General features: G+C 41.2%; 10 protein-coding genes. 3 read left to right on the forward strand and 7 right to left on the reverse strand.

What is annotated here, in order from left to right; all coding sequences use genetic code 11:
• Positions 1-22: 22 nt before the first annotated feature.
• The 7 genes from hypF to flgH form a co-directional block, all read right to left on the reverse strand.
• On the reverse strand, positions 23-2,248 hold the full coding sequence (gene hypF, locus CYP84_RS08795; RefSeq protein WP_103637294.1) for a carbamoyltransferase HypF: 2,226 nt from the start codon (positions 2,246-2,248) through the stop codon (positions 23-25).
• A complete protein-coding gene (locus CYP84_RS08800; RefSeq protein WP_103637295.1) occupies positions 2,232-3,704 on the reverse strand; it encodes a hypothetical protein in 1,473 nt (490 codons plus the stop codon). The genes hypF and CYP84_RS08800 overlap by 17 nt, the downstream gene beginning before the upstream one ends.
• Positions 3,701-4,243 carry a HyaD/HybD family hydrogenase maturation endopeptidase gene (locus CYP84_RS08805; protein WP_103637296.1) on the reverse strand — a complete coding sequence of 181 codons (543 nt, stop codon included), beginning with the start codon at positions 4,241-4,243 and terminating at the stop codon, positions 3,701-3,703. The genes CYP84_RS08800 and CYP84_RS08805 overlap by 4 nt, the downstream gene beginning before the upstream one ends.
• Positions 4,243-4,923 carry a Ni/Fe-hydrogenase, b-type cytochrome subunit gene (cybH, locus tag CYP84_RS08810; RefSeq protein ID WP_021089089.1) on the reverse strand — a complete coding sequence of 227 codons (681 nt, stop codon included), beginning with the start codon at positions 4,921-4,923 and terminating at the stop codon, positions 4,243-4,245. Before cybH ends, CYP84_RS08805 begins: the two co-directional genes overlap by 1 nt.
• A 9-nt stretch (positions 4,924-4,932) precedes the next feature.
• Positions 4,933-6,651, reverse strand: coding sequence for a nickel-dependent hydrogenase large subunit (locus tag CYP84_RS08815; RefSeq protein WP_103637297.1), 1,719 nt, complete (start codon positions 6,649-6,651; stop codon positions 4,933-4,935).
• Positions 6,652-6,660: 9 nt separating this feature from the next.
• Positions 6,661-7,806, reverse strand: coding sequence for a hydrogenase small subunit (locus CYP84_RS08820; protein ID WP_103637298.1), 1,146 nt, complete (start codon positions 7,804-7,806; stop codon positions 6,661-6,663).
• 346 nt (positions 7,807-8,152) lie between these two features.
• Positions 8,153-8,860 (reverse strand): flagellar basal body L-ring protein FlgH, encoded by a 708-nt coding sequence (gene flgH / locus CYP84_RS08825; RefSeq protein ID WP_087580128.1) that lies wholly within the window; start codon positions 8,858-8,860, stop codon positions 8,153-8,155.
• A 66-nt stretch (positions 8,861-8,926) separates the two neighbouring features.
• On the opposite strand from flgH, the gene pta reads away from it, so the two are divergent.
• From pta to CYP84_RS08840, 3 genes are read left to right on the forward strand one after another with little or no spacing between them, the layout of a single operon-like run.
• Positions 8,927-10,294 carry a phosphate acetyltransferase gene (pta, locus tag CYP84_RS08830; protein ID WP_103637299.1) on the forward strand — a complete coding sequence of 456 codons (1,368 nt, stop codon included), beginning with the start codon at positions 8,927-8,929 and terminating at the stop codon, positions 10,292-10,294.
• 1 nt (position 10,295) lies between these two features.
• Complete coding sequence (locus tag CYP84_RS08835) at positions 10,296-11,489, forward strand: acetate kinase (RefSeq protein ID WP_103557990.1); 1,194 nt, start codon at positions 10,296-10,298, stop codon at positions 11,487-11,489.
• 2 nt (positions 11,490-11,491) lie between these two features.
• Positions 11,492-12,556: a tyrosine-type recombinase/integrase gene (locus CYP84_RS08840; RefSeq protein WP_103637300.1), complete on the forward strand. Its 1,065-nt coding sequence runs from the start codon at positions 11,492-11,494 to the stop codon at positions 12,554-12,556.
• Positions 12,557-12,605 lie beyond the last annotated feature (49 nt).

A 12,605-nucleotide genomic window follows, 5' to 3' on the forward strand; every position in this document is an offset into this window, starting at 1 on the left:
TACCGTTTATAATCATTATACATCACTTCTCAGAAAATGTGGATAAATAATAATAAATTTGCCCTAAATTTACGTTAGAATCGTTACTGCAGAATTTCTTATTGATATAAAATTTCAAATTTACTTTAGTAAATTTTTTGTAAATAAGCTCAAGCAAAGTCTTATTTTGAAAAACTCCACCACTTAATAAAATCTCTTTTTTCTCATTTTTAGAAATTTCAAAAATAATATCAGCCATGCCATTTATAAATGCCGTTGCCGCCACTCTTGGCTCATCTTTTAAAGCACTTTTAAAGGCATATTTAAAGCCGATAACTCCGTCATTTAGGCTAAATTTGTAACACGCATCTAAATTTTTATCATAAAGCGCCTCAAGCCTCATGCCACTCTCGCCCTCAAAGCTTGAGTGAGAAATGCCACATATTATCGCACCAAACGCGTCAAAAATCCTACCAACCGAGCTAGTTTTTACTAAATTTAGCCCCTTTTGCTCCATCATCTTGAAATTTCTAAGCACCTTTTCATCAAAATTTACTAAAAATTTATGCCCCTCGTCCTCAAGCTGATACTTCAAAATAATAGAATAAGCGATGAGGTAGATATTTTTTATGCTATTTTCGCCGCCAAATAAGCTAAATTCATCAAAATGATAAACTCTCTCGTAACTCTTTTTATCAAGCCTAAAGACCTCGCCACCCCAAATTTTGCCATCCTCTGCGTATCCAGTACCGTCAAAACAAAAGCCAAGATACTCTTTGTCTGGCAAATCATTTTCAAAGATCACGCTTAGCAAGTGCGCATAGTGGTGCTGCAGATGAACTAGCTCAAAGCCCTGATCCTTCGCCCATTTTGTATTTAAAAAATTTGGATGAAGATCAGCTATAACTTTGTCTATTTTTAGATCATAAGTCGTTTCAAAAAGGGTGAAAATGTCCTTAAACCTATCAAAAGTCGCCACGTTTTTTAGGTCACCGATATATGGACTAACCATCAAAAGTCCGTCTTTGTAGATACAAAATGAGCTTTTTAGCTCCGCTCCAAGGGCTAAAAATGTCCCTTTTTGCTTAAAATTTGTATGGATGAAATTTGGATTTAGCCCGCGACTTGTCCTTGTAAAAATCACTTCATCACCAACGCAAAATGCGATACTATCGTCACTTGGCGAGTAAATTTCTCGGTCGTGATCAAGATAGAAGTCTATAACCTCGCCTAGTTTTTCTCTTAGCTCGCTCTCATCTTTTATCACAACCTCGCCTGAGATGTTTGCGCTAGTTGCGATGATGTCGTGTTCTAAATAATCAAATAGCAAAAGATGTATGCCGCTAAATGCGAGCATAACGCCAAGCTTATTTAAATTTGGAGCGACGCTTTTTGCGATATTTGAGCCGTTTTTTGCCTCCAGTAGGACGATTGGCTTTAAATTTGAGCTAAGAAGCTTCGCCTCCGCCTCTGAAATTTGCGCTATTTTTCTAGCGTTTTGCAAATTTTTACTCATCAGAGCAAAGGGCTTGCTTGGGCGGTGCTTTCTGGCTCTTAGCTCGCAAACTGCGGCTTCATTTGTCGCGTCGCAAACTAGATGAAAGCCACCAAGACCTTTAATGGCTAAAATTTTGCCCTCGTTTATGAGCCTAGCCGCCTCTTTTGCCGCTTCGTTCCCACTAGCCAAGACTTTGCCAAATTTATCTTTTAAATAGAGCTTTGGTCCGCAGTTTGGGCAAGAGATCGGCTCTGCGTGGTAGCGGCGATTAAGCGGGTCTTTGTATTCGCCCCCACAAAATTCGCACATCTTAAACTCGTTCATCGTCGTATTCACCCTGTCATAGGGCAAGGCTTTAATGATCGAAAATCTCGGTCCGCAGTTGGTGCAGTTTATAAATGGATATTTGTAGCGTGGATTTGTTGGGTCATAAAACTCGCGCAAGCAGTCATCGCAAAGTGCGTAATCAGGCAAGATAGGCGCTTGTTTGGTGGCTGATTTTGAGGCGATTATCTCAAGCTTTTCATAAATTTGATCTATCTTAAATTTCTTTAGCTCATCGATCCTAGCAAGGGCTGGCAGCTTCTCATAAAGCTCTTTTTCAAAAGCCAAAAAGCTAGCCTCTTCGCCGCTAAAATTTAGCTTCACGCCCTCATCATCATTGTAAATTTCGCCAACGAGCTTAAATTTATGCGCCAAAGTATAGACAAAAGGTCTAAAACCAACGCCTTGAACTAAGCCTTTGATCTCATATCTAAAGCTTGATCTCAATGCCAAATCCGGGGTCAAAATTTGTTTTTATATTTGGGTTTAGGTGCTTTTTTATCAAGTTGCTAACTACCTTATTGTAAAATAAATCCCCGCTTAAAGTAACATTTTTAATCTTAAATTTATCTCGTTTTTCATAGCTAAAATCGCTCAAAAAATGCGCCAAAGACTCGGTGCAACCAAAACTGATATTCTTCTCTCCAGCGCCAGCAAGGATAAATGAAATGATACTTTTTACAAACTTAACCACGTCTAAACCAAAGTTATCTTTCATTTTATAATCGATCCTAACGCCTTTTTGACCGCTAAAATCAGCTGCCATAAGAAGCAAATTCTCCCCTGCTTTTTCAAACTCATCGCTCAAGCCTAAAATCCGTCCAGCTATACAAAATAGTGAGAAAAAGCTAGCGTTTGAGCTAAATTTACCACTTGGCAAGTCGCGCTCTTTGCTAAAGTTTTCAAGTAGTCTTTCGCCGCCCTCATCAGCCCTTATGAGCTCATAAATTTCTTCAAAGCTACTAAATTTTGGTAAAAATAGAAGCTGCGTTTTGCTTGATTTTGAAAGCAGGTAAATTTCATCATCGCTAAATTTGCTAAATTTTAGCCCCAAAGCCACTTCGCCCAAACTCTCAAGCTCAAATTCCTTATTTTTTGTGTAAAAAAACGGGCTTAAAAGTGCGCTGTTTTCAAGCAAAGCAAGCCTTGAAAGAGCGCTTTTTTGCTCCTTTATGGCAACGCTTAAAAAGCTAAAGTCCTCTTTGTTTAGCTGCTCGCAAAGGGCGTAAAGAAAAAGATCATTTGGCGCCATCACATCAAAAAATGGCGGTGCGCCCTCGTGGTTTTGCCTATAAATAGCTGTCGTTTTTAGTGCCAAAAGTGGCTTTTCAAAGCTAGCAAGCGCGATCTGTGCCCTATCACCAGCTATAAAAATTTTTGGTAGCTGCTTTAAATTTACAGGCATCAAGAAATTTGCATCAAATTTTACCCCAAGAGAAATTTCATATAAATTTTCATCTTGCTCTATGCAAACGCTCTTACCATTTTTTAATAAATTTAGGCAGGTTTTTAGCTTTTCATAAAAATTATCAAGCGTTATCTCGCCATCAAATTTACTCAAAGCAAGCGCGCCGCTTTCATTTAAAATAGCCTTGCCATTAGCCAAAAATGCCGCCGCTTGAGATGGGCTAAGCGTGCCAAATTTTATCTTTTTAATTTCACCTGCCATGTCAAGCTCATCTGCTGTATCAACCTCGCTATGCTTTATAAAAAGGCTATAAGGCAAGATGACGCTAGCTCTGTCTGCTAGAGCGCTAAGCTCCTCGACAGAGCCACTTACTTTTAGGCAAATTTGATCATCTTTGCAGCTTATAGAGTGCTTAAGATCTTTAGCTAATGAGCGTAAAAATGGCGCTAAAAAGGCTGGGTCTTTAAAGCAGTCAAATTTAAAAGCAAGTATCATTTTAAACCTTTTTTGGCGTAGTCATCGAGGGTGTCGTTTAGGGTGAAATTTGCCACCTTTTCGCACTTAAAATCAAGCTCTCTTAAGTGTTCAAGTAGCGTTTTTTCTAGGATGTTAGAAGCTTTTATAACTTCATCTGAGAGGCTAAAATTTGATGATTCTATGCGGCTAGGTACGATGCCTAAGATTTTAGTTGTCGGCCTGTCGCCTGCAAGCTCCATTAGATGAAGGGTTTGGAGCATCTCGATCTCGTGAGCCGAGCCGTCCCAGCTGATAAAATTTGGTACGTTTAGAAAGTCGAAAAAATAGACATCGCCCACGCTTGCGCCATTTGCGCTAATGCAATCAACGACGATAAGATAGTCAAATTCGCTTATTATGTGAGTTAGAGCGAGGGCTAAAGTGCCCCCGTCCATTAGAGTAAGCTCGTTTTTAGAACTTGTAAATTTATAGTTTTTAGCCATCAAATTTACAAAATGAACACCTATGCCCTCATCAGCAAACATCACGTTGCCAATGCCAAGAACTAGCACTCTCATCAGTGTTCTTTTACAAATTTATAGCCACTAACGATGGCGTCCATCGCTCCATTTTTACCTTTAACGGCGTTAAATATCGCCATATAAACGTGAATTGGCACAAATATCATGATGATCCACATGCAAATTCTATGTATCGTTCTAACGTTTGCTAGACCGCCCATAAGCTCTTCAAAGTATCTCGCTGGCTCGTAGATCGCTCCGCCAAGTCCATTGTGATAAACGTGAGCGTAAAGCACTAGGCCAGTTAGGCAAATGAGTGCCAAGATGACGTAAAAGAAAAAGTATGAGGCAAACTGCAATGGGTTATAAACGCCCCTTAAATGCGGGTGCGGCCCCATAAAAATGTAATACTTTATCTGCGCTATCCAAACTTTTGGACTTAAAAAGTCAAGCACGCTCATCCACTCTTTTTTGCTATGTTTATCAAAGACAAATAGATAGAATTTAAAGATAAATACCGCTATTAGCACAAAGCCAGCGACCTGGTGAGCCAAACGCCACTTTGCTTGCATGAAATTTGTAGGCTCGCTCGTGATCTCTGGACTCATAAAGACATAAGAGATGTAGTAGCCGCTAACCACCAAAAGCGTGATAGCTACAAATCTAATCCAGTGTGTCAGCCTAACGCCGATGGAGAATTCATATTCGCTGATCCTGTCAGGATTTTTATGTGACATCTTTTCTCCTTACAAATTTGGATTTATCTTATAAGTACTCAAATCATTTCCCTTCGTATCCATAACATGCACGGCACACGCGATGCAAGGGTCGTAAGAGTGAATTTTTCGTATTATCTCAAGTGGTTTTGAAAGATCAGCGATCTTTAAACCAACTAAGCACGCCTCGTAACTTCCCATTTGACCTTTGGCGTCTTTTGGAGAGGCGTTCCATGTGCTTGGCACGACTGCTTGCCAGTTTGAGATGACGCCATCTTTTATGCGGCACCAGTGGCTTAGCGCACCTCTTGGAGCGTTACCTTTGAAGTGACCTTTATACTCTTTGCTATTGTCTATGACATATTTTGCGCAGGTCTCTTGATCTGTCTTTAAATTTTCGATCAAGGCATTAAATGCGTCCATTGTGTGCTCTGCGACCACTTTTGCTTCAAGCATACGAGCAGCAGTCCTGCCTAGAGTTGAAAAGACCGCGCTTAGTGGCAAGCCACTCTTTGCTAAAAACTCATCGACTACCTTTTTAACTCTCTCGTTGCCTTTAGCGTAGTTTATGACGATGCTTGCGATCGGTCCTACTTGCATAGGCATGCCGTCATATCTTGGCGCTTTGATCCAGCTATATTTACCCTTTGTGTCAAAAAGCTTGCTGTGAGCTAGCTTGCCCTCGCCGTCTATGCTCTCGCCATCAACAAGGCCTGTGTAGTTTGCCTCGGTCTCGCCGTCATAAGGGTGAAGTGCTTTGTCATTTTTATACCAAGCTCTTGTCGCCTCTTCTGTGATCTTCTCTTCGTCTATGTCATATACCTTGCTAAGATCGCCATTTAAGATGATGCCACCTTTAAATAGATGGTCATTTTTGCCGATCAAAAACTCATCGTAACAGAATAAATTTGATACGCCAACGTCGTTTAAAACGCTTGGCTCGTTTGCATAAGCCTTAGCCGCCATCAAGATATCTGGGTAGTAAGCTCTATCTACAAATTCTTTTATCTCGGCAAATTTGCTCATATATTCGCCCATTCTAGCTGGATCCATAAGATCCATCACGCAAGTCACGCCACCAACTGTTAGGCTTTGTGGGTGTGGGTTTTTCGCACCGAAGATAGCCATCATCTGAGCTGCTGTTCTTTGGATTCTAAGGCATTCTAGGTAGTGAGAGAGGACGATTAAATTTTGCTCAGGAGTAAATTTATATGTGCTATGTCCCCAGTATGCGTTGGCAAATGGTCCAAGGTTGCCCTTTTTAACAAAGGCTTCAACCCTCTCTTTTACCTCTTTTAGCTTATCTGCTCCCGTGGCAAATGGCGTGCTTGTGTATTTAAACGCCTCCTCGCTAGCCTTATGCACGTCTGCGCTTAGTGCAGAGACGACGTCTGCCCAGTCCATGCCGTGAAGCTGATAAAAGTGCACGATGTGATCGTGAAGATATAAAGCTGCGTTCATAAGCGTTCTAGTTAGCTCTGCATTTAGCGGAGGCTTGATGCCAAGGGCATCCTCAACTGCGACTATGCCTGCTCGGTAGTGCGAGTATGTGCAAACACCGCAAATTCTTTGCATGAAAAAGCCAGCATCTCTTGGGTCTCTGTTTTTTACTATCTGCTCTAAGCCTCTCCAAAGAGTTGAACCAGAGTAAGCCTCTTTGACAACGTTGTTTTCATCGACTACGACTTCTATTCTTAAGTGCCCTTCGATACGTGTTATAGGGTCTATTACTATTCTTTTTTCACTCATTTTTTTGCCTTATTCTTTATCTTTACTCATACAAGCTAGTGCAGCGTGAGCCGCTATACCAACACCAGCAAGTGCTAAAATTCCAATGCCTATTTTATCACTTACATTATCAGCGCCAAGCCCCAAAACAGTGTCAAATAACCTATCTGCCATCGGCTCTTCAAACGGCCCCATCGTATCCCAGAAGTCTGGCTCTGAGCAGCCTATACAGCCGTGACCTGCTTGAACTGGCCATGATGTGTGTTGATTAAATCTCTCGCGTGAGCAGTTGTTAAATGTATATGGGCCTTTACAGCCTACTTTGTATAAGCAGTAGCCATTTTTTGCGCCCTCGTCGCCAAAGCTTTGGACAAACTCACCTGCATCAAAGTGACCACGTCTCTCGCAAAGATCGTGAATTCTTAAGCCATAAGCCCATTTTGGTCTGTTATAAACATCAAGCGCAGGCAAAGTGCCAAATAGCAAGTAGTGAAGCACGTTGCCAACGATGTTTTTCTCGCTTGGAGGGCAGCCTGGCACGTTTATGACTGGTTTATCTGTCACCTTTGAAAGTCCGACTGCATTTGTTGGATTTGGCCTTGCAGCTTGAACACCGCCAAAGCTAGAACAGGTGCCAATGGCAAAGATAGCAGCAGCATTAGCAGAGGCATTTACAGCGTGAGTTTTGCCTGTTGTGCCGTGAGGTCCGACTGTTAAAAAGTGCTCAGTAGCTCCCGTTGGCACACCACCTTCAACTAGTAGGATATATCTGCCCTTATATTTTTCTATCGCATGCTCTAAATTTTCTTCAGCCTGCCAGCCAGCAGCCGCCATGATAGTTTCGTGGTATTCAAGGCTTATGTAGTCAAATATAAGGCTATCTATGCTTGGAGCGTCAGTTCTTAGCAAGCCCTCGCTACAGCCAGTGCATTCTGCCATGTGAAGCCATATCACTGGGAGCCTATCGCTTAGCTCAGCAGCGCGAGCAACCATCGGCGTCATCGCACTTGGCAATGCCATAAAAGCTGTCATCGCACCAGCCCACTTCATAAAATCACGCCTAGTAAAGCCCTTGTCTTTTAAAAGCTGCGCAATACTAGTGTCATTTTTCATCTTAGGCAAAGCACTAAGTTCGCTTAAGCGTCTATCTATCTTTTGACGCAAGTCATTGTTCATATAAGCTCCTTCATTTGAAATTTGTTTTATATGTATAGTATCTTTGTTTTAAAAAGAGTAAAATTATTTTATAATATTAGTAGTTATATTTAAACAAATTTTAAAATAAAATTTTAAATGCCTTGAAATCAATAATCTTAAAATATGTTAAAAAATAATATTTAGTGAGAATTGATCCTATTTTGAGAAATGATATGGCAAAAATTCTATTTTTCTGAAAGTAAATATCAATTAAATTTTTAATAATTTTTAAAAAAATATAATTTAGTGTTTATAAAAAGAGTGAAATTTAAGGTATAAAATTACAAAAGCCTAAATGGGTTAAATTTAGGCTTTTAAATTTGCATTAAAATGGCCAGATGGCCTCCATAAGTCTTGTGCCCCAAGGTTTTTTGGTTGATTTGTCTAGCTCGCCCTCAGTTTTATACAAAATTTTGGCATCAGCTATGTATTTTGAGTCGATTTCGTTGTTTTGCGAGATGTCGTAAGGTCTGATGACGCCACTTACTTGCATGATCTGCTTTTCGCCATTTATTAGTAGCTCGCGGCTGCCTTCGATGAAGTAGTTGCCGTTATTTAAGATCTTGATGATCCTAGCTGAGATGGTCGCGGTAAATTTCTCGCTTCTGTTGCTCGTGCCACTACCTGTAAATTTATTGCCGCCACCTGCTTTAAAGCCGATGTCGCCGTATTTGTTCAGATTTTCAGCCACGGTTGAGAGCGGCGCGGCTCCAGCTGTGAAAACGCCGCCACCAAGCGAAATGGTGCTATCTTTGTTGGTGCTTTTACTACCGCTTGAAATTTGACTTGCGTTTTCAGAGATGACGATGGTTACGATGTCATTTACATTCATCGCCTTTCTATCTGAAAATAGAGGGTTGTCGCCCTTGCCAAAGAGGCTACCAGCATTACTTTGACCGCTACCACTGTCTTTTGAAGGGAGTTGCTCGACATACACTGGAGGTTTCATATTGATGTGAGGATCTGCACTTGGGGTGCAACCTGTGTAAAAAATGCCCGCAAATGTGACGAGCCAAATCTTTTTATAGTTCATAAAATGCCTTAAAATAAGTATCTTTGTGCTAAGATTAAGCAATTTAAGTTCCCAAAAAGGTCACAAATGAAAAGTTGTTACATTTTTTCAGACAAAAATCTAGCATATTTGCAGGAAATTATAGCTACAAAATTCAAAAAAGTTGAGATCTTTAAGATAACTCCAGACGAAAATGACAAAAAAAATCTAATAAATTTAAATGAAAAAGAGTTTTTTTTAAAATTTATAGATAAATTTGAAGAGTTAAAGGCCAAGAGCGACTTTGTCGTAGTCGTTGGCTGTGAGGGCTTTAGCGTCTTTGGCAAGAGCGAGCTAAATTTAAAGCTAGCTAGAAATTTAAACGCTCCAATCTTTGATGAAAACGCAAACGAGCTAAGGGCGCTAAATTTAAACTCAAAACTTCTAGTAACTAATAAATTTGATGAAATTTTAAGCTATGAGCACGAGATCATCACGCCATTTAAATTTCAAAGCTTGCTTCTAAAAAGAGCCAAAGCGGCAAACAAGACAGTCGTTTTGCCTGAAAGTGATGATGAGAGAATTTTAAAAGCAGCTCACATCGTGCTAGAAAAAGGTGCAGCAAATATCATCTTGCTTGGGCTTGAGAGCGAAATTTCAAAAAAGGCAGCCACTTTGGGGCTAAATTTAAGCAAAGCCAAAGTGTTAAACCCTGCGCAAAATGAGCTAACAGATGAGTTTGCAAAGAAAATTTATGAGCTAAGAAAACATAAAGGCGTTGATAAAGCCAAGGCAAATGCGCTTGCGAAAGATAAAATTTACTTTGCCACGATGCTAATACATGAAGGCATAGCAGATGCTTTAGTAAGTGGCGCTACGATGAGCACGGCTGATACTATCCGCCCAGCCCTTCAGATCATAAAAACAAAGCCAAATGTAAGCGTCGTAAGCGGGGCATTTTTCATGGCGCTTGAAGAAGAAATTTTACTCTTTGCAGACTGCGCCGTCACGCCAAATCCAAGCAGCGATGAGCTAGCTAGCATCACGCTAAGCAGCGCTCAAACGGCAAGTGCCTTTGGGCTTAACCCAAAGATCGCTATGCTGAGCTACTCAACAGCTGATAGTGGCAGCGGGGCTGATGTGGAGTTTGTAAAAGAGACTGCCAAAAAAGCAAGCGAGCTTGATGCGAATTTAAAGATCGCAGCGCCAATTCAGTTTGACGCGGCGGTTGATCTAAGCGTGGCTAGTAAAAAGATGCCAAATTCCGATGTCGCTGGGCAGGCAAATGTATTTATATTTCCAAATTTAAACTGCGGAAACATCTGCTACAAAGCAGTCCAACGAAGCGCAAACGCCCTAGCTGTGGGCCCAATCCTTCAAGGGCTAAAAAAACCAGTAAATGACCTAAGCCGCGGCTGTCTCGTCGAAGACGTGGTAAATACCATCTTAATAAGCGCGATACAAGCAGGAGAGTGATATGAGAATTTTAGTTTTAAACTCAGGTAGCAGCTCGATAAAATTTCAACTTTTTGAAATGCAGACAAAAACAAGCCTAGCAAGCGGTCTAGTCGAGCAAATCGGCAGCTCTAGCTCAAGGGCAGTGCTAAAAGCAAATGGCGAAGTTTATGAGATAAAACGCTTTATAAAAGACCACCACGACGGACTTGAAGCGATGAACGAGCTATTTGTCACTTCAAACACCTTGCACGATCTAAGTGAGCTTGACGGCATCGGACACAGGATAGTGCACGGCGGCGAGAGCTTTTTTAGCTCGATGATAGTTGATGAGAGCGTCATCAAAAAGATCGAGGAGATAAGCCCTCTTGCCCCACTTCACAACCCAGGTCACCTTGCTGGCATCAAAAATGCGATGAAAGAGAGTAAAAATGTCCCTCACGTGGTCGTTTTTGACACAGTTTTTCATCAAAGCATGCCAGAGTACGCCTACCGCTACGCCCTACCCTACGATGTTTGCAAGGCTCATCACATCAGAAAATATGGCTTTCACGGCACATCGCACAGATATGTCTGTAAGCAAGCGGCAAAAATGCTTGGCATAGAGTTTGATAAATTTAACGCTATCTCGCTTCACTTAGGCAACGGCGCCTCAGCTTGTGCTGTGCAAAATGGCAAAAGCATCGACACCTCGATGGGTCTTAGTCCACTTGAAGGTCTCATAATGGGCACAAGAAGCGGCGATATGGACCCAGCCGTAGTCATCTACCTACTAAATATCGGCGTTTTAAAGTGGAACGAGATCGATAACTTCTTAAATAAAAAGAGCGGACTTTTTGGAATTTGTGGCTCAAGCGACATGAGAGAGGTCGTAGCTAAGATGCAAAACGACGAGCGCGCAAAGCTTGCATTTGATATGTTTTGCTACCGAGTGAAAAAGTATATCGGCTCATACTACGCCATTTTGGGGCGCGTTGATGCGCTTATATTTACTGGCGGCATCGGCGAAAATGCGCCAAATACAAGGCAAAAAATTTGTGACGATCTAAAGCATCTTGGCATCCACATCAACCACGAGCTAAATTTCTCAAACGAGCGAGGCGAGAGGTGCATAGATGAAGAAGGCGCTAAGATAAAAACGCTCATCATCCCAACCAACGAAGAGCTTGAGATCGCCATAGAAACAGCCAGGGTGATAAAAGAGAGAACGCTTTAAGCATGAAATTTCCACTTGACTGCAAAGATAGTTTTGAGAGCTCATTTATATTTTGGCTAACTCGCTATGTCAAATTTAAGCTTAGCTCGCTTTCAAACAAGGAGCTAAGGGACCCAAAAGCGCTTGCAAGTGTAAATTTCGCCCTAAGCCGCGAGATAAAAAACATAGAGCAGCTTGATGGGCTGGTAAAAAGCGCTAGAAATGCAGGACTAACTGGCATAAATACCTACTTTAATCCGCTTAAAAAGATATACGAGACGATGAAATTTTATGAGCTTGGCAGCCTAAAACAGATAGATGAAGAGCTGTTAAGTGAAATTTTAGCAAGCACAACTGGCGGACTAAGCGATGCGAGCAAGAAAAACTACAGAATTTCAGTGATAAATTTCTTTGCCTTTTTAGACAAGCAAAACGAAGAAGACGGCAAGGCTCATGTTTTTGATATAAATTTAAAAAACTGGGGCGGCGTTAGTGGTAACAAAGGGCAAAAGCTGCCTGAGTTTATGGGCGAAGAGGAGGTCAAGAAATTTCTTGAGGCGATCGAGGAGAGCGACTTTAAGCAAAACTCAAACCGCAACAAGCTCATCATAAAAATCATCATCTTTACTGGCATTCGTGTGAGCGAGGCACTAAATTTAAAGAGAAAAGATATCACCGAAGATGGCGATCTTTTTATCATTAGAATTCGTGGCAAAGGCAACAAATACCGCATCGTTATGATAAAGCGCCACCTAATCGAAGCTCACCTAAACGCAATCGCCATAAACTACATCAATAAAGAGGGCTACCTTTTTATAAATAAAAAAGGCACGAGGCTCACGCAGGCTTATGTTAGCCGCATAGTGGAGCAAATTTTATTTAAAGCAGGTATCAGAAAAGAGAAAAACGGCGCTCATATGCTGCGCCACACCTTTGCAACGATGCTTTATAAAAAGCAAAAAGACCTTGTGCTAGTGCAAGAAGCCCTTGGGCATGCAAGCCTAAATACCTCGCGAATTTACACACACTTTGATAGTGACAAGCTAAAACTCGCTGCCAAAGTAGCTGAGGATCTGGCGAATGAGTAAATTTAAATCAAATTTCATACATTAATAGCGAGAAAACGCAAATTTATCA

This window comes from Campylobacter concisus, assembly GCF_002912425.1.
Taxonomy (GTDB): Bacteria; Campylobacterota; Campylobacteria; order Campylobacterales; family Campylobacteraceae; genus Campylobacter_A; species Campylobacter_A concisus_AH.